Annotated in this window: 20 protein-coding genes; 13 read left to right on the top strand and 7 right to left on the bottom strand. The window is 43.8% G+C overall.

Annotation, left to right across the window (positions count from 1 at the left end; genetic code table 11):
• Position 1 precedes the first annotated feature (1 nt).
• On the bottom strand, positions 2-1156 hold the full coding sequence (locus PCC7418_RS05595) for a response regulator (RefSeq protein ID WP_015225203.1): 1155 nt from the start codon (positions 1154-1156) through the stop codon (positions 2-4).
• 276 nt (positions 1157-1432) lie between these two features.
• On the opposite strand from PCC7418_RS05595, the gene PCC7418_RS05590 reads away from it, so the two are divergent.
• Complete coding sequence (locus PCC7418_RS05590; protein ID WP_015225202.1) at positions 1433-2719, top strand: dihydrolipoamide acetyltransferase family protein; 1287 nt, start codon at positions 1433-1435, stop codon at positions 2717-2719.
• Here the strand turns inward: PCC7418_RS05590 and truB are convergent.
• Together truB and PCC7418_RS05580 are read right to left on the bottom strand one after the other, a co-directional pair.
• Positions 2716-3585, bottom strand: a complete 870-nt coding sequence (gene truB, locus PCC7418_RS05585) for a tRNA pseudouridine(55) synthase TruB (RefSeq protein WP_015225201.1) — start codon at positions 3583-3585, stop codon at positions 2716-2718. The genes PCC7418_RS05590 and truB overlap by 4 nt on opposite strands.
• 19 nt (positions 3586-3604) lie before the next feature.
• On the bottom strand, positions 3605-3838 hold the full coding sequence (locus tag PCC7418_RS05580) for a hypothetical protein (RefSeq protein WP_015225200.1): 234 nt from the start codon (positions 3836-3838) through the stop codon (positions 3605-3607).
• Positions 3839-4302: 464 nt separating this feature from the next.
• Between PCC7418_RS05580 and rpaB the strand changes: the two genes are divergently transcribed.
• Positions 4303-5040: a response regulator transcription factor RpaB gene (rpaB, locus tag PCC7418_RS05575; RefSeq protein ID WP_015225199.1), complete on the top strand. Its 738-nt coding sequence runs from the start codon at positions 4303-4305 to the stop codon at positions 5038-5040.
• Positions 5041-5131: 91 nt separating this feature from the next.
• Positions 5132-6976 (top strand): M23 family metallopeptidase, encoded by a 1845-nt coding sequence (locus tag PCC7418_RS20870; RefSeq protein WP_015225198.1) that lies wholly within the window; start codon positions 5132-5134, stop codon positions 6974-6976.
• On the opposite strand, the gene PCC7418_RS05565 is transcribed toward PCC7418_RS20870, so the two are convergent.
• Positions 6939-7625, bottom strand: a complete 687-nt coding sequence (locus tag PCC7418_RS05565) for a riboflavin synthase (protein WP_015225197.1) — start codon at positions 7623-7625, stop codon at positions 6939-6941. The genes PCC7418_RS20870 and PCC7418_RS05565 overlap by 38 nt on opposite strands.
• A gap of 171 nt (positions 7626-7796) precedes the next feature.
• Here PCC7418_RS05565 and PCC7418_RS05560 point away from each other — a divergent pair, with 171 nt between their 5' ends.
• Positions 7797-8306: a bifunctional nuclease family protein gene (locus PCC7418_RS05560; protein WP_015225196.1), complete on the top strand. Its 510-nt coding sequence runs from the start codon at positions 7797-7799 to the stop codon at positions 8304-8306.
• 2 nt (positions 8307-8308) lie between these two features.
• A complete protein-coding gene (locus tag PCC7418_RS05555) occupies positions 8309-9436 on the top strand; it encodes an aldo/keto reductase (protein WP_015225195.1) in 1128 nt (375 codons plus the stop codon).
• 8 nt (positions 9437-9444) lie between these two features.
• Here PCC7418_RS05555 and PCC7418_RS20155 read toward each other — a convergent pair whose 3' ends face one another.
• Positions 9445-9537, bottom strand: a complete 93-nt coding sequence (locus tag PCC7418_RS20155; protein WP_015225194.1) for a DnaJ domain-containing protein — start codon at positions 9535-9537, stop codon at positions 9445-9447.
• A 65-nt stretch (positions 9538-9602) separates the two neighbouring features.
• Complete coding sequence (gene argC, locus PCC7418_RS05550) at positions 9603-10661, bottom strand: N-acetyl-gamma-glutamyl-phosphate reductase (protein ID WP_015225193.1); 1059 nt, start codon at positions 10659-10661, stop codon at positions 9603-9605.
• Positions 10662-10894: 233 nt separating this feature from the next.
• Between argC and PCC7418_RS05540 the strand changes: the two genes are divergently transcribed.
• Positions 10895-11824: a pentapeptide repeat-containing protein gene (locus PCC7418_RS05540; RefSeq protein WP_015225192.1), complete on the top strand. Its 930-nt coding sequence runs from the start codon at positions 10895-10897 to the stop codon at positions 11822-11824.
• Positions 11825-11883: 59 nt separating this feature from the next.
• Here PCC7418_RS05540 and PCC7418_RS05535 read toward each other — a convergent pair whose 3' ends face one another.
• Positions 11884-12885, bottom strand: a complete 1002-nt coding sequence (locus PCC7418_RS05535) for a hypothetical protein (protein ID WP_015225191.1) — start codon at positions 12883-12885, stop codon at positions 11884-11886.
• A gap of 281 nt (positions 12886-13166) precedes the next feature.
• Between PCC7418_RS05535 and PCC7418_RS05530 the strand changes: the two genes are divergently transcribed.
• From PCC7418_RS05530 to PCC7418_RS05510, 7 genes are all read left to right on the top strand, one after another.
• Positions 13167-13382, top strand: a complete 216-nt coding sequence (locus tag PCC7418_RS05530) for a DUF2997 domain-containing protein (RefSeq protein ID WP_015225190.1) — start codon at positions 13167-13169, stop codon at positions 13380-13382.
• Positions 13383-13446: 64 nt separating this feature from the next.
• Positions 13447-13833 carry a DUF1257 domain-containing protein gene (locus tag PCC7418_RS05525; RefSeq protein ID WP_015225189.1) on the top strand — a complete coding sequence of 129 codons (387 nt, stop codon included), beginning with the start codon at positions 13447-13449 and terminating at the stop codon, positions 13831-13833.
• The gene (locus PCC7418_RS05520; protein ID WP_015225188.1) at positions 13833-14276 is read left to right on the top strand and encodes a ferredoxin; all 444 of its coding nucleotides are present in this window, start codon (positions 13833-13835) and stop codon (positions 14274-14276) included. Before PCC7418_RS05525 ends, PCC7418_RS05520 begins: the two co-directional genes overlap by 1 nt.
• Positions 14277-14570: 294 nt before the next feature.
• Positions 14571-15704 carry a glycosyltransferase family 1 protein gene (locus PCC7418_RS05515; protein ID WP_015225187.1) on the top strand — a complete coding sequence of 378 codons (1134 nt, stop codon included), beginning with the start codon at positions 14571-14573 and terminating at the stop codon, positions 15702-15704.
• 13 nt (positions 15705-15717) lie between these two features.
• A complete protein-coding gene (locus tag PCC7418_RS20440) occupies positions 15718-15894 on the top strand; it encodes a hypothetical protein (RefSeq protein ID WP_015225186.1) in 177 nt (58 codons plus the stop codon).
• Positions 15895-15951: 57 nt separating this feature from the next.
• Complete coding sequence (locus tag PCC7418_RS20435) at positions 15952-16116, top strand: hypothetical protein (protein ID WP_015225185.1); 165 nt, start codon at positions 15952-15954, stop codon at positions 16114-16116.
• Positions 16113-18176, top strand: coding sequence for an AAA family ATPase (locus tag PCC7418_RS05510; RefSeq protein WP_015225184.1), 2064 nt, complete (start codon positions 16113-16115; stop codon positions 18174-18176). The genes PCC7418_RS20435 and PCC7418_RS05510 overlap by 4 nt, the downstream gene beginning before the upstream one ends.
• Positions 18177-18181 lie beyond the last annotated feature (5 nt).

Raw genomic sequence — 18181 nt, 5'->3', positions numbered from 1 at the left:
TTTATTGCTCCACAGGTTGAGGTTGACGGGTTAATGCTTGAACCAGTTGAATCAGTTGGTGAGGATTGAAAGGTTTGGTAATGTAATCATTGGCTCCCACCATTCGCGCCCGTAATCGATCCACAACCCCATCGCGCCCCGTTAGCATGACAATGGGAACTTCCGCTAAGGATGCGGATTTTCGTAACATTCGGGAGAGATCATAGCCATTCATATCGGGCATGGTAATATCCATTAAAATTAGAACGGGTTTCTTGCGAGCAAGGGCTGTCAGGGCGCGACCTGGTTCAGTTAAGGAAATCACTTCGTAACCTGCGGTTTCTAGGGTTAACTTCACATTCCGTTGCACTGTATGACTATCATCAATGCAAGCAACCACTGGTGTTTCTCCGTTTGGTGCTTTTGGTTCTTCGTAAGGCTTGATTTGCAGTTGTTTTTGTTCGGCGTAGGGTTGCAACTCTTGGGCGAGAGTGAGAACATCAACCTTAAATTCCTGAGCCAGAGCGTAAAGATTCGGAAATGCAGTTAGAGCTTGTGCTAGGGGTTTTAACTGAGCCAGAGAAGAATTAATATTGCTCTGTTGAGATAAACTGTTTTGCGCGATCGCGTTGTAAAATCCATTTAATTGCTCTGTTCCCACGCGCCACAAAGGAGATGAAATCCCTTCTCGTAGCTTCATCCACCCCAAAACTTGCGGACGAACCGAATAAGCAATCTTCTTCACGGAAGCCGAAACCAAAATCGGATCTAGCCCCACGCTCTCTTCAAATTCCAATTGCACAGGGGGTGAAGCAAAACAATGAATTAATGCTTCTTGGGTTAGGGTATAGATGACTTGTCTAAGGTCTTGCAGAGAAATTTTTCCAGACCGCCAAAAGGAACAAAGATAATCATATTCCTGTTCCTGATCTTGCATCGGATGACGGTTGAGATCAGGAAAATAATGAGACAATAAATAATTAATTCGCTCTTGGTTAGCCACTAAACTACTGGCGTAATGAACTTTTCCGCGTCCGATATACACTCGCCAACCTGTAGAATGAGAATTAAAAAAACGGATGGTGAGTTGTCCAGATAGTTCTTTTTTCGATATTTCTTTCAGCGCCTTGACCACTGAGGTGGTTGCGTCTAAAACAGAAGAAAGTGGTTCTACCATATAGTTAAAATAATCTTTTTATGGCTTGCTTCAAGGCTTTACTTGAGCTTTCACTCAATCAGCAACTGACTCGAATCATATAAGACTAATACGGCTATCGAAGTAATATTTGATACAAAACCTTTCAGAAAGAATAAATTTGATGCGTTTTCTGCAAAGTACCCTTTCCCTTTTCAAGTCGTGCTATATCCTTGTGCCATCCGAGCCTGATCATTGGTATAGTTGGTAATTGTTAATTATTGACCGTTAATTATCTACGCTTAAGGGAACGACTCTATGATCCGCGACATTTTCATGCCTGCCCTCAGTTCAACCATGACCGAAGGAAAAATTGTTTCTTGGGCAAAATCCCCTGGTGATAAGGTGGAGAAAGGGGAAACCGTCCTCGTAGTGGAATCAGACAAAGCTGATATGGATGTGGAGTCGTTCCATGATGGGTACTTAGCAACCATTCTCGTCCAAGAAGGAGAACAAGCCCCTGTTGGTTCAGCAATTGGTTTACTCGCTGAAACTGAAGCAGAAATCGAAACGGCAAAACAACAAGCCCAAAGCAAACAAACCGCCAGCACTCCAGCAGAAACCAAAACCCCTGAACCTGCTGCACCTGCTCCTTCAAAACCTGAACCCGCAGCACCAGCGGTACAACCTGCCCCTGCTGCGAAAAAAGAAAATGGTCGGGTGATTGCTTCTCCTCGCGCCCGTAAGTTAGCCCAAGAACACAACATTGATTTAGCAACGTTACAAGGGAGTGGCCCCCACGGTCGAATCGTAGCAGCAGATGTGGAAGCAGCAACGGGTCAAGCACCCGCGACACCGACTCCTCAAGCTGCCCCTCAACCCACGCCTCAGCCTGCCCCGCAACCCACACCACAACCTGCACCTGCTGGGAAAGGAGAAGTGGTTCCCTTTACTACCTTACAAAGTTCTGTTGTTCGTAACATGACGGCAACGGTACAAGTTCCTACGTTCCATGTTGGTTACACCATCACCACCGATGAACTCGATAAACTCTATCAACAAATCAAGTCGAAAGGGGTAACAATGACTGCTCTCTTGGCGAAAGCGGTGGCGAGCACTCTCCAGAAACATCCTTTAGTCAATGCTAGTTATACGGATCAAGGAACACAATATAACTCGGCGATTAATATTGCGGTTGCAGTCGCGATGGAAGATGGTGGTTTGATTACCCCTGTCTTACGCAATGCTGCGGAACAAGATATTTATACCCTCTCTCGCAACTGGAAAGATTTAGTTAAACGATCGCGCAGTAAACAACTACAACCCGAAGAATATAGCACGGGTACCTTTACCCTTTCCAACTTAGGAATGTTTGGGGTCGATCGCTTTGATGCGATTTTACCGCCTGGACAAGGCGGAATTCTTGCCATTGGCGCATCTCGTCCGCAAGTGGTCGCCACTGATGACGGACTGTTTGGGGTGCGTCGTCAGATGAGCGTGAATATCACCTGCGACCACCGCATCATTTATGGCGCTCATGCTGCTGCTTTCTTACAAGATTTAGCGCAGTTGATTGAAAATGATCCACAATCCTTAACCCTTTAAACCGCTATAACTGTTTTCGGTTGCAACTGTTGGGGAGGCTCTTTCTCCCCAATCCCTAAAAATAAACCATTTTCTCCATAAACACGAACAAAACCCGTTGCATTGGTTTCTTCTGGTAAGACTAAGCGTTGTCCTTGACACCAGCGTTTTGCTGTTTCTGAAGTTAGATCAATTTTTTCGAGATGCTGCAAGGGATAATCCGCAGGAAGTGGGGTAAAAGTCCCGCTTTGCAGTTGTATTTCTAACGCAGAAAGAGAAAGGCTTTTTTCTAAGGAAAAGCCACTACTTTCAGTCCGTCTTAAGCCTGAAAGTGTACCGCCAACGCCTAAACAATCCCCGAGGTCTCGCGCCAGAGAACGGATATAAGTGCCACTTTTACAAGCAATGTGTAGGGTCAATTCTGGAAAGTCTCCGTCTTGCCAAGCCATCACTTCCATCTCGGTAATTTCTACTTCTCGCGGTGGCACTTCTACGGTTTTCCCCTGTCTGGCTAAATCATACAGTCGTTTCCCGTCTTTTTGAATGGCACTGTAAATGGGAGGAATTTGATTAATTTTCCCCAGAAATTGCGGTAGATAAGGCTTAATTGCTTCTAATGTTAAGTTAGGGGCTGGGTTTTCTTCTAAAATCTCTCCTTCTAAGTCATCGCTGGTCGTCCGACAACCAAAGCGTATGGTTGCGGTGTAGGCTTTTGTATTCGGGAGAAATTGTAATAAACGAGTGGCTTTTCCTAGAGCGAGGGGTAAAACGCCTGTAGCTGCAGGGTCTAATGTGCCACCGTGTCCCACTCGCTTCATTTTTGCCCAGCGTCTCACTTTCGCTACACAGTCATGAGAGGTAACGTTGAGGGGTTTGTCAATATTCATAAATCCAAGTAAAGGCTGATTATTCACTGTCGGGAGTTGAGTTGTCTGTTTGATGCGTTTTCAGTGCTGATTCTACTTCAGCCAGACGTTCCTCAACTTCAGTCAGTCGCTGATGACAGGAAGGAAGTTCCAAGTAGGTTTTGAGGGCAGCAACCACGATATCGGACTTGCTTTGTCCTGTGTGTTGCATCCGCTCGACAATTGCCTGTTCGATTTCTGGTGGAATTCTTACGCCAAGGAATGGATTCGGCATTAGTCCCTCATTGCGCGATCGGGGCTAAGTTATAGATTCACATCATAGCAGTCATTCATGAATCATTATTGATGAAATCTCCTGAATGAATTGAAACTCAACTAAAATTGAAGTAAATGCTCATTTAATAATAAATAAAGTTTACAAAACACTTTTCAAAAGATTTTTCTTATGGTAGAAATCATTTTTCTTGACTCGATCCCGACAATCTTGAAAACTTATGTTATCATTGTGATAACTTTTAATAATTCTTTACTGAAATAACATTGACAGAGCATTAAAAATGTGTATGGGGAGGATGTGATGGAGTTTGAAAGTCAGTTTTCTCCTCAAAAAAGCTGAATTGAGTGTCTGAAAAGTTCCCTTGATTAATCAGCAAATGATAAGAAAGTTGTCCTAAAAATCTTGATCAAAATAAATACATTGAAGTCGAATTTTAAGCAATTTCGCAAGGAGTATTAAGCGTGGAAAACCATACAGAAAAAATTCTTGTGGTCGATGATGAAGCAGCCGTTCGTCGCATTTTACAAACCCGATTGTCAATGGTGGGCTATGAAGTTGTGATTGCTGCTGATGGAGAACAGGCTTTAAAGGTATTTGCTGCGGAACAGCCTGACTTGGTGGTTTTAGATGTCATGATGCCCAATGGTGATGGTTACTTCACCTGCAAAGAGTTAAGAAAAGAGTCGAATGTTCCCATTATTATGCTGACCGCTTTAGGTGATGTTGCCGATCGAATTACTGGGTTACAAATTGGGGCCGATGACTATTTAGTGAAGCCCTTCTCACCCAAAGAATTAGAAGCAAGAATTCATACAGTGTTAAGACGGCTGAAGAAAAACAGCGAGGCGATGATTCCCGCTTCTGGGGTGATGCAAGTGGGAAAATTACAAATCGACACCAATAAACGACGAGTTTATATGGGGAATGAGTTAGTCCGTTTAACCGGTCGCGAGTATAATTTGTTAGAGTTGCTTGCTACCCATTCTGGGGAGTCCATTTCCCGCACCGAAATCCTGAAGCGGATTTGGGGATATCCACCGCAGCGTCATGGCGATTTGCGCGTAGTGGATGTTCATGTGTCGCGGTTGCGAGGCAAAATCGAAGCAGATCCGAAAAATCCAGAATTAATTATTACCGAACGAGGGACGGGGTATTTATTTCAACGGGCAAGAGTCGTGAATAATGCTCAGGCGTGTTGATTCTGTTCATAAACTTTTCTCGATCGCGCTGGTAAAATGAGCATAGGCTATTCGTAGAATCAGCAGCGCGATCGCGCCTGAAATCGTTAAGATGACTCAGCAACTCCTCTCCCCTTCCCCGCTTTCCCCTGTTAAGGGACAATTTCATCTGTTATTGCTACAAGGCTTAGGATATCTACTGCCCCTCACCTTATTGAGTGGAGGAGCGGTAATAGCGCAATCTTCTTCTACCTCCCCAGTCAAACCGTTACCCAGTCTGAATGAAGATCAACCCGCTTCACCCTTAGAGCCAATTCAGGCCTCAGAAACGGTTCCCCAAAAACCAGCCCTTCCCGATTACGAATCGGTTTCTCCGCTACGAGTCAACGAACCTGAGTCAGAGGAAACCGCAAAAACATCTCAACCGCAAGCCAAACCCGAACTAAAGCCGATTCAACCGCTTGTTAATTCCCCTTCTCACTCCACGCCACAAGATTCTTCCCCACCCCAACCCTCACCCTCTCCATCGGCTTCCCCAGAGGTCGCTGAATCTTCCCAGCCTTCAGCACCAACGGTGAACTTAGAGCCGAGACCAGCCAACTCTCAGAATAATCCGCCACAACAACAAGATTCAGGGGGTCCCGTTTGGCAAAGAAACGAAAGAACTGCAACCGGAGATACTCAAGATTTTGTGGATTTCAACGGTTATCCCCCAACTGGAGAAAATAGTTTACCCGCCCCTCGCGTGGAAGTAAGCGATCGCGCAGAAAACTGTACAACCGTTGTTGAAGATGGAAAACTGGTTAGTGGCAGTTGCAAGATTTCTCAAGACCCAAGCGAGTCTCAACAAGCTGCAGTTGACGTGGAAACACTACCAGAATTACCGAAAAACTTTCAGCAGCCGACTCCTCCAAAAGAAAACCAAGCCGTCAGTACCTACACACCACCAGAAGACTTACCGCAGCTTAAACTTCCCGATAACGGTGATTCAGCCTTAATGTTCCCTCTAGCGCGATCGATGCCCGTGAGTTCTAACTATGGTTGGCGCATTCACCCCATTTATGGTAATCGTCGCTTTCACACTGGAACCGATTTTACAGCCCCAGAAGGAACGCCTGTGGTTGCCACGAAATCAGGACGAGTGGTCTTAGCGGACTATAGCAGTGGTTACGGATTAATCGTTGGTTTACGCCATAACGACAAAAACGAATCCCGTTATGCTCACCTTTCCCAAATTCACGTTAAACCCGGACAATGGGTCGAACAAGGAACGGTGATTGGTCGAGTCGGTAACACAGGTTTATCTACTGGTCCCCATTTACACTTTGAATGGCGCATTCGCAAAGGATCGCGCTGGATTGCTGTCAATGCTGGGAAACAGTTACTCATGGCAAAAGCAAACCTCGATCCCAGTGCCATCAATTTTAGTAATCTTGCTGATAGTAGCGATGAAGTTGATGGTAATAATTTCTTGGCTTTCTTACCAGAAATGCTCACAGCTTTTCCCACTGCAACCGCCTCGTGGATGTCTCTTCCAGAATTGCCATTTCTAAAAAAAGGTAACTTTAAGCAAGCCTACGAACGGAAAGCGGATCTTGCTCCTTTTTCTCAACGCAGTAACTCAGTTTTAGTCCTACCTTTTTCCTTACCCAAAGTCTTAGCTTCTCTCTTTAATTGGCAACCCCCTCAACTCTTTACGCAAGAAGACTTACAGCGAGTCCCAACTGCTAATCAAATTAACTTCCAGACCCCCGTTGCTTATCGTCCCCCCTCTCCTGCTAGTGAAAACTATGCTGAGGTCTCACAATTTTTATCAGAACAAGAAAGTTTAGAGTCATTAACGAATCTGGAGGCTTTAGGAACGCTGAATTTCCCCGCACCTCGTCCCCGAGATTCTCAACAATTATCTCGGCAGGAGGTCACAGATAGCCATGTTCAGCCAAAAACGAGAGACTAATATCATGTTCTGAAGTGTGATGAGAAGGATGATGCAGCAATTTATTCACATATTTGCCTAAAATATCACTTTCTAAATTGACCCAGTTTCCTTCTTGGAGATGGGAGAGATTGGTTTCGTGATAAGTTACTGGAATCACAGCACACTGAAACCAACTTCCACTGGCATCACACTCAGCAATGGTTAAACTAATGCCATTAATGGCGATACTCCCTTTGGGGATTAAGTAACGAGCAATATTTTGCTCCCAAACCTCAGATAGACCACTGAGAGAACCAAAGGTCATTTCCCAAGCGCGGTCTGTTGCCACTGAGCGGATTAAACGTCCGACACCGTCCACATGACCCGTGACAAAATGTCCTCCCAGTTTTGAGCCCACCTGAAGGGAGGGTTCGATATTAACGTAGGTGCTTGCCTCATTGCGACTGCCAAGAGTCGTGCGGGTTAAGGTTTCTGGGGAAGCTGTAGCGACAAAACCATCAGGAAGAAGACTTTCTACCGTGAGACACACGCCATCCACAGCAACACTATCCCCCATTGCCATTTCTGCAAGAAGAGAAGCTCCTTGTGCGGGAGGAATACGAATTTGGAAGCGATCGCGCCCGAGAGGTTGAATAATACCTTGAGCTTGAATTAATCCAGTAAACATAAGTCAATTCGTGGGCTGAGTAACTAATTAAATACCTACTGAACCCTGAATCAGCTAGGAGCAGGACAGGGAAAAAAGTACAATAGGGGGTGGATTGGTACACTTATCACTGTACCGCATTACCCCAAAGGAAAACTCAAGACTGAGAGCAGTGCAAGAGAGGCTAAGCTGATGATTGAAATGAAAGTTGCTGGGATTGCCTTGGATGCTATAACGCGAAGCCCGATCGCGCTTTTAAAAGATCATTCTGAACGTAGGGCATTGCCCATTTACATCGGACAAGACCAGGCAAAAGCCATTATGGGGGCAATTGAAAACCAAACGCCACCGCGTCCCCTCACCCATGACTTAATGGTCAATATTTTTGATACTTGGGAAATGATGGTGACGCGGGTGATTATTCACGCCTTGCAAGATAATACATTTTACGCGCTGCTGTGTTTGCAACAGGGAGACGAAATCCGAGAAATTGATTGTCGCCCCAGTGACGCGATCGCGATCGCGGTTCGGACCAATAGTCCCATTTGGGTGATGGAAGAAGTGATTGCAGAAGCCTCGATTCCTGTCGATCGCGATGCAGATGAAGAAGAGAAACAAGCCTTCCGAGAATTCATCTCCAATTTAAGCCCAGAAGACTTTATTCGCGGACAATCCTCTAAAAATAACGAAGAATCGAGTTAACGATGCAATACCGGCGCTTTGGAAAAACGAATCTTTCTCTATCGGTTTTCTCGCTGGGAACAATGCGGGGTTTAGGGAATCCCGCTGCGTTTCAACAAACTCTCCTGCAAGCACGGCAAAACGGGATTAATCATATTGAAACCGCCAGCGCTTATGGCAAGAGTGAAGAATATATTGGCGCAGTCTTGCAGAAGTTCCAGCAACCCAGAAGCAACTTTCACCTCACCACAAAACTCTCCCCCACCCCTGACCCAGAGACAATGGAAACTGCTCTCAAAGCCAGTTTAGAACGGTTACAAGTGGATTATCTTGATGCCGTTGCCATTCACGGACTAAATACATGGGAACATTTAAGTTGGGTCACTGGAGAAAACAGTTGCTTAAAACCGCTTCAACAAGCCCAACAGCAAGGACAAATTAAACATATTGGCTTCTCGACTCATGCCCCGCTAGAAATTATTCTCGCAGCCATTGCAACCGACTTATTTTCCTTTGTTAATCTCCACTATTACTATTTTTGGCAACGGAATGAACCTGCTGTGGCTGCTGCTGCTGAGCGAGATCTGGGGGTTTTTATTATTTCCCCCACCGATAAAGGCGGACAACTCTACGCCCCTCCAGAGAAACTAAAAGCATTGTGTGCTCCCTTTTCCCCGCAAGTTTTGAACTATCGCTTTCTCCTCAGCGATCCGAGAATCACCACCTTAAGTTTAGGGGCAGCAGACCCCTCAGAATTGCGCCCAGGCTTGGATGTTGCTGATGAGACGTTCCCCCTCACCTTAGAAGAAAAAAACGCTTTAGAACGCCTCGAAACCCAGTTAGAAACCGCTCTTGGGACAGATCAATGTCGCCAATGTTATCAATGTTTACCCTGTCCAGAAGAGATTAATATTCCCGAAGTTCTACGTTTGCGAAATCTAGCCGTTGCCTATGATCTGACAAATTTTGGACAATATCGCTATGGGATGTTTGAAAATGCGGGTCATTGGTTTCCAGGAAATAAAGGAAACCGTTGCACTGAATGTGGAGACTGTCTTCCCCGTTGTCCAGAAAATTTAGATATCCCGCGCTTGTTAAAGGATACCCATCAACGGCTGAATGGATCTCCTCGGCGACGACTTTGGGAATAGGATCAAGATTAATGGGGTTGGCGACGATAGGCTTGTTTAATCTCTTCTTGGCTGGCATCCGAGGTTAAGCCTAGAGTTTTGTAATGGTCAGGATAGGGCATTAGTTAAATGCAAATTCATTAAAAGGGAGAAGCCCGAAGCCTCTCCCTAGAAGGAGAAGTGCTGATTAGGGATAAAATGCAAGCTGCGGTAAACCAAGGGTTTCTTCCCAACCGAACATTAAATTCAGGCACTGAACTCCTTGTGCTGCTTGCCCTTTCATTAGGTTATCAATGGCAGACATAATAATTACACGATCAGTTCGTGGATCAACTTCAATCCCGATATAACAAAGATTTGTCCCTGAGGCCCATTTCGTTTGTGGATAAACCCCATTGGGAAGAATTTTCACAAACTCACAAGAGCGATAGAAGGCGTTATAAATGGTGAGTAAATCATCACGGACTAGTCCAGGATCGCGCAAAGTTGCATATACAGTGGTTAACATTCCCCGTACCATCGGAATTAAATGGGGGGTAAATTGAACCCGCATTTCTCCCCCAGCCAAGTCACTACAAACTTCTTCGATTTCGGGTGTATGACGATGCCCAGCAACACTGTAAGGGGAGAGGGCGTTGTCTGCTTCTGCAAGGAGTAAATTTACTTTAGTTTTGCGTCCACCGCCAGATGTACCTGATTTCGCATCAATAATCACACTATCGGGGAGAATTAAACCTTGTTTCAGGGCGGGCGCGATCGCGAGTAAACTAGCAGTGGGATAGCATCCAGGACAGCCAATCAGAGAAGCGCTTGCAATCTGTTCTCGATACAGTTCCGGTAAGCCATAAACGGCTGCTGCAACCGTTTCTTCATCGTCTCGCTCTACATTGTAAGCGTTGCTGTAAGTCTTGAGATCGCGAAACCGATAATCTGCAGATAAATCTAGCACTTGACACCCTTTCGCTAGCAATTGTGGGGCGAGATTGTACGCTAAGCCATGGGGGAGAGAGAGAAAGACCACCTGACACTTTTGCGCGATCGTCTCCACCTCAATCGGTTCGATGGTATAGTGAAAGCGATGACCTAGGTAAGGATAAAGCTCTGCAAAATCTTTGCCTGCACTTTGATTGCCACCTAAATAAGTAATTTCAACTTTGGGGTGTTCTAGGAGTAGGCGAACCAATTGCACCCCCCCATACCCAGATGCCCCAACAATACCAACAGAAATTTTATCTGAAGCATTCATAATTAATTAATCTTCCTAATCCTAAACTGATCGCAATCTTTGAGGTTGGCTGCATTCTAGCAGCAAGCGTGTACTTTGTGCCCTTTAGAAGATAAGATTCTTGGGGATTACAGTAAAATTGTTTTCTTAAAAAGTACCTGATCGACAGATCACGAGATGTTTCTTTTGACTTTTGTTTAAAAGGCATATTCTCTGCAAAATCATCCATTCTATCATTGATTCTAGAAATTCAAATGACTCTTCTCACGCCCACCGATGTTTTTCGTAAAGTTGAAGCCAGAGCCTCTCTTGCTTATGCTGAACTCAGTCATATTAATCTTGAAGGAATACGCCTTAGTGGTGGACAATTTTTTAGTGCTTACTTAAAAACTGCCAATTTATCCCATACTGATTGTCAAGCAACAGATTTTAGCCGAGCTATTTTAATTCGAGCCAACCTCAGTCATGGTATTTTTGCGTCTGCTAATTTTAGTAAATCCAATCTCATTAAAGCCAATTGTCAAGGGGCTAATTTTCGGGAAGCCCAATTTTTAAAGGCTCAATTACAAAGTATTTGTCTAGATGATACGGAAATCTCTGCTGCTGACTTCACAGAAACAAATTTAAGTGAAGCCCAAGGGAAGAATATTAATTTTACCCAAGCCATTTTTCAGAAAGCCATTCTCATTAAAAGTCAATTTGAAGAGAGCAACTTGACCCAAGTCAACTTACGAGAAGCGAATTTAAAACAAGCCAATTGGAGCGGAATTATTATCCCTAATAGTAAGTTGCAGAAAACCAATTTTACCGAAGCAATATTAACTAAAATTAACTTTTACGGTTCGAGTTTATTTCAATCTATCTTACCAAGAGCGCAGTTAAACCAAATTGAATGTCAAGATGTTGAATTAGAAGCAGCGAATTTTCAAAACTCTCAATTCTGTGATGTGGATTTTAGTGATTCTTCTTTAGTGGGAACAAATTTTGAAGGAGCAACCCTCGATCAAGTTAATTTCACAAACACAAATTTGAGCCAAGCTAACTTCAAAAATACAGTTGTCAAAGAGGTTGATTTAACCAAGAGTCAAGTCGAAAAGGCAGATTTCAGGAATGCTCAAGGATTAACTCTAGAACAAAAGGAGTATTTAAAGGCAAACGGTGGGCTTAATATTCCAACCGCGTGAACTGATCAAACAACTTCAGGAATCCCCTTAAAATCATCAGGTTAAGGGGATCCGTATTGTTATTTCACAAACTGTGGCATGACTTCGGTTGCGGTCATGACACCATACCATCCCCGACGGTGAAACTGAGTTCCCGCTTTGAGATACCCAAAGGCAGTTCCACAGACATTTGCTGCCATACTGGTTTCATTACCCAAAGTAAACGTATGAGTCGAAATTTTCCCTTCAAAGGTGCGTCCAGTTACTTGTACGTTAGTGCTGATAGGTTTTTCGGCGTGACGGGTATCGACGACACCACCCACAGAAACGCGATCGCGCGGACAAAGGCCTGCCAACTCCAGCATCAAATCATCCGCGTGTTCCATATTTTCTAATTTCAAAATGCCATCCGTTTCCGCTAGTAAGGCAGCGACCTCATCATCACTCATGGCTTTCGCTTGTTCCACGGTATAGCCTGGCAAATGAGCAATATCTTCGCGGATCGTTGCCCGATAGGCTTCCCAGTTGGCAATCCCCACCCCAAAGGTAATATTGACCTCATGAATCTCGGCGTAGCTTTGCGCTGCAACTGTTGCTGCTGCGGTGAGTAAACCAGGGGTTGCCCCACAGCCCGTTAAATAAGTAATTCCAGCTGCTGCTAACTCTTGCTTCATCCCGAGGAGTTCTTCCATCGCACTGGTGCGCTTTAGGGCATCCACAAGCACCCCTTGCCAACCCACATTTATAAATTCTCTCACTACCGAAGCCATAAACGTATTCGGTAAATTGGGAAGGGCGAGGAAATAGCCATCAACGGGATACTGTTGAATTAAATCGCGAATGCTAGTCTGAGACAAGGTTCCTATCTCTTCTAAATGTCCCACTGACCCTTGATGGCGATAACTATTCCGACAAGATTGTAAGTTTAAGCCTTGGGCTTGATAGGCATATCCCGTTTGATCGGCTACGGCAACCCACTGCATTTCCTGTTTGGGCTGTAAAAGTTGGGCTGCTGCTTGTCCTAAGCCACCAAAGCCAAGAATCCCGACATTGATTGATTGCGTTTGTTCCGTGCTATTCATGCCAAATTGATTGTGAAGCGTTTTTTAAGTTTTATTACAAATTACTAAGTTCAACTCTCAGCAATTGCCCCCATTTCCTGAACCGACAAGACCATCCATCTTAGGTTCGGCTTTCGCTAGACTTGACGCTTCAAGAAACTTAAGCCAAACTTACAAAGTATTGGGGCAAATTCTCATTAAACCATTAATAATTATCAAAAATCAATGATAATCATTGAGTGTAATCAAACTTTATCTTGCCCTCAGTTTTTTCTTCATCTATAACCGACCATCAAGATCTTATGAGCATGGAAACCCTAGAATTCATTATTCGTCCTGACGGGCGAGTTGAGGAAAAAGTTACTGGCATTGTTGGTAACTCTTGTATGGAAGTAACAGCAGCGATCGAAGCACAACTCGGCAACGTGGTTTCGCAAGAGCAAACCTCAGAATATTTTGCCCAAAACACCGTTGACTCTACCACAACAACCACGCAAACCACGACAACCTCTTGGTAAATTTTTTTATAGAAACGTTTGTTTTGTTAAATTTAAGTAAACCTGTGCGGAGTATTGAGATCAAATGTCACACTTTAGCCAAATTAAAACCCAAATTCGGAATCTGTCTTCCTTAAAAGCTGCTCTCAGCGACTTAGAGATTGACTGGAAAGAAGGTCCTGCAACCGTTCGCGGTTATCAAGGGCAAACCCATAGCGCAGAAGTTGTTATTGAACAGGACAATCAATACGATGTCGGCTTTCGGTGGAATGGTAGCGAATACGAACTCGTTGCTGATTTACAATACTGGCAACAACCGTTAACCGTGAATGGCTTTATCAACCAAGTGAGCCAACGGTATGCGTACCACACCGTTATGAATGCAACAGCCGAGGAAGGATTCCAAGTTGCCCAAGAACAAAAAAATGAAGATGGTTCGATTCGTCTTGTTGTTCAACGCTGGAGTGCGTAATGTCTGACTTAGAAAATCCCAACCGTTCAGGCTTAGAACCTGAATTGGGCGGTATTCTACGCCATAATCCCAACCGTTCTGGTTATGAACCCGAGTTAGGGGGATTTTTTCGAGAGAAGGGAGTCTATGTGGATGAGTTAACCTGCATTGGTTGTAAACATTGCGCTCATACTGCACAAAATACCTTCTATATGGAACCAGAATATGGGCGGGCGCGTGTCAGTCGCCAAGATGGGGATACAGAAGAGGTGATTCAAGAAGCCATTGATACTTGTCCCGTTAACTGTATCCACTGGGTTGACTACACTGAACTGAAAAAGCTAGAAGCGGAACGGGAGTTCCAAGTCATTCCCGTTGCTGGTTTTCCAGTTAGCAAAGGTGTAATTGCTGCTCAACAAAGACGTTTACAAAAACAACGTCAAAAGCAACAAAAATCGTCTTAACTCATTATCTAATGTCCTGAGAAGACCGCATCATCCACCCGTTTAACAAACGGGTGGCTCTCTGACTGGATTATTCTAGTCCATCGGGAATTAACGCCATTTCGATCAACTCGTGCTACACAACGATCCCCCTTCGCCACCCGAACTCGCGGGGGTTGGGGGATCTGGTGTGACTTGTCCCTTTCCCCAGCGCATAGCACTAGATCATGATTTTTTTGGTTGAATCGGTCAATGACATCCTAAAATCAGGGAAGACAAAAAACTCTGATTCATTGTGTACTGGCTGTAGAAGTTATGCGTATTGCCCTGTTTACCGAAACCTTTTTACCGAAAGTTGATGGCATTGTCACCCGTTTACGTCACACGGTTAATTACCTACAACAGGGAGGTGATCAAGTGTTAGTGGTTGCCCCAGATGGGGGAATCACAGAACACAAAGGGGCTAGAGTCTATGGGGTTTCCGGAATGCCATTACCGTTATATCCTGAGTTAAAATTGGCGTTACCTCGTCCCGCTATTGGTGAAGCCTTGGAAGAGTTTCAACCCGATCTGGTTCATCTTGTCAATCCTGCTGTCTTGGGCTTGGCGGGATTGTATTATGCCAAAATGATGTCATTACCTTTAATTGCGTCTTACCATACCCATCTTCCCCAATATCTACAGCACTATGGCATGGGCGCACTAGAAGGGGTGTTATGGGAGTTATTAAAAGCAGCCCATAATCAAGCAGAATTGAATTTATGCACTTCTACCGCCATGATGGAGGAATTAAGTCAACATGGCATTGAGCGCGTCGCCTTGTGGCAAAGAGGCGTTGATACTGAGTTATTTCGTCCCCAGTTAAAGTCTCAGGAAATGCGAGACTATCTTTCCCAAGGACATCCCGATGAGCCATTATTGCTGTATGTGGGACGGGTCTCAGCAGAAAAACAAATTGATGAGATTAAGCCCATTTTAGAGGCGATTCCTCAAGCAAGGTTAGCGATTGTTGGCGATGGCCCTTATCGGGAGACTTTAGAAAAGCATTTTGCTGATACACCCACCCATTTTGTAGGCTATTTAGAAGGAGAGACCCTTGGGGCTGCTTATGCTTCCGCAGATGCCTTTATTTTTCCTTCTCGCACTGAAACTTTAGGTTTAGTCTTATTAGAAGCCATGGCTGCAGGATGTCCTGTTGTTGCAGCGCGATCGGGCGGGATTCCAGATATTGTTACTGATGGGGTCAACGGTTATTTATTTGATCCTCATGATCCAGAAGGCGCAGTCACAGCCACCAAACGACTGTTAGAGACGCAATCTGAACGAGAATTATTACGAGAAAAAGCCCGTCAGGAAGCGGAGTGTTGGGGATGGTCAGCAGCAACCCAACAATTGCGGGATTATTATCAACAAATTTTGTCCAAACAATCTTTGTCTGTTGCCAGTTAGTTTCCTTACTGATATGAACTACTATTGGTGGGGAAGTTGGCTCTTTTTATTCGGAAGCGGTTTGTTTACCCTTGATGCGTTTCTTTTAAACTTAGATCAACTCACTTGGCGTTCTTTTGTCTATCTATTAGGATGTATTTTATTTACAGTGGGTTGTGTTTGTTTTGTTCTTGATTCCATTAAACAATGAACAGTCATCAGTGACCAATGTACAGACGTTCCATGGAACCTCTCTACCCAATGACTAATGAGTAATGACAACTATCTCCAAACTCATCTCCAACAATTTTCTCCAGAAGTCCAACAAATTGTAACCCAAGTGTTACAACTGGAGAAAAAGAAACTTTATCAAAAAACTCCTCGGTATATTAATGAGGAAATTCTCAACATTATTAAAGACGTTGTGCAATGAGGTTAAAATCCGTCAAACTCTGCAATTTTCGTCAGTTTTACGGTGCAACACCCGAGATTCAATTATCGGGTGAAGCCAAAAATATAACCATGATTCATGGGAATAATGGGGCGGGTAAAACTACGCTTTTAAATGCCTTTACTTGGGTGCTTTATGAGCAGTTTACAGCAGCTTTTGCTCACGCGGAGTATCTGGTTAATAAACGAGCTATTCAAGAAGCTATTCCTGGCAAGTCTATTGAATATTTTGTTGATTTAAATTTTGAGCATGAATATAAATCCTATCAGTTGAAACGCCGTTGTTATGCAACCAAAAAAACGGATCAGGAAATTGTTGAAGAAGGGGAAAGTCAATTATTTATGCTGGTTGCAGGGGATGATGGTTGTTGGCGACCGCCCTTAGAACATCCTGAAGAAATTATTGGGCGCATTTTACCCGCTAGCTTACACCAGTATTTTTTCTTTGATGGAGAACGCATTGATCATATTATTCGTTATCAAAAAAAGACGGGATTAACAGAAGCAACAAAAGAATTATTAGGCATTAAGATTTTTGAACGCTCCGCAGAACATCTCAAAAATGCACGTCGCAGCTTAGAAGAAGAACTCCGCAAAATTGGCAATATTCAAACGCAAACTCTAATTCAAAATAAACAAGATATTGAGCAAGAAATTGATCGCATTCGAGACCATCAAGATCGCGTTGAAGAGAACATTGAACAAGCACAAAATCGGAAACAACAGTTAGGAGAAGAATTACTCGCGCTGAAAGGTGCAGAAGATTTACAAATCCTGAAAAGTAACCTAGAGCGGGAAATTAAACTGACGCGAGAACAATTAGTCCGCTTCCATCAAGAAATTAAACAAACGATTTCTAGTCAAGGTTATACGGTTTTTATGATGAGTTTGGTAGAAAAATGTTCTGATTTATTTGCAAGTTTAGACGAAACCGAAGCACTTCCTCGTGGGATAAAAAAGCCCTTTGTCCAAAACTTGATTAACCAGCAGCGTTGTATTTGTGGAACAGAATTAATTGCAGGCACTTCTCCCCATGAACAAGTGACATCATGGATGGAAAAAGCTGAAAATGGTGATGTGGAAGAAGGTTTAATGCGCTTACAGAGTCAAACCCAAGAAATTGAAAAACAGGCTCTGAAGTTTTGGGAAATCATTGATGATCGACAAGAGCAAGTGACACAATTCAGAGAAACATTAACAACGTTAGAGCACCAATTAGAAACGGTGAAACAGCAGTTGCGAGAGTATCCTGATGAGAAAATTAACGCACTACAAGAAGCGTTAGATAGTAGCGAGAAAGAATTGGAATCTCTCTTGATTGAGAAAGGACGAAATGAAATTGAACTGCAACAAAAAAGCGAGCAATTAGACCTCCTCAATCAACAATTGAATCAAGAGGAAAGTAAGGAAGCAAAACAGCAATTAGTGCAACGTCGCCGAGAAGCTACAGAAGCAGCGATTGCCTGTATTCAACAACTGAAATCGGATATTGAGCAACGGTTTCGCATCACGTTAGAACAAAAAGTACAGGAGATTTTTGCGGATATTTCCTTTACACCCTATGTGCCAAAACTGGATTCCAATTATGAATTGAGTTTAGTAGAAACAACAACTGGGGAAGAACAAGTGGTTGCTGCTTCTACTGGAGAAAACCAAATTTTAAGTCTCTCTTTAATTGGCGGAATTATGGATCGTGTTCGTAATTGGAGCGCCAATAATACCCTCATCGCTCCTGATAGTAGCACCTTTCCGATGGTCATGGATTCTCCCTTTGGCAGTTTAGATGAAATTTATCGCCGACAAGTGGCAAAAGCTCTCCCGAAACTGGCGAATCAGTTAGTTGTTCTGGTCACAAAAACCCAATGGCGTGGTGAAGTTGCTGAAGAGATGAATCAGTTTATTGGTAAGCAATATGTTTTAGTTTATTTCTCGCCAAAACGAGATTGCAGCGAAGACGGCTTAACCATTAATGGGAGGTATTATCCTTTAGTACAGCCCAGTGAAAATGGGTTTGAATATACAGAAATTCGAGAGATTATATGAAATCC

The sequence above is a fragment of the Halothece sp. PCC 7418 genome (genome assembly GCF_000317635.1).
Taxonomy (GTDB): domain Bacteria; phylum Cyanobacteriota; class Cyanobacteriia; order Cyanobacteriales; family Rubidibacteraceae; genus Halothece.
The sequence above is the reverse complement of the archived record's forward strand: the minus strand, read 5'-3'. Positions and strand labels throughout refer to the sequence as shown.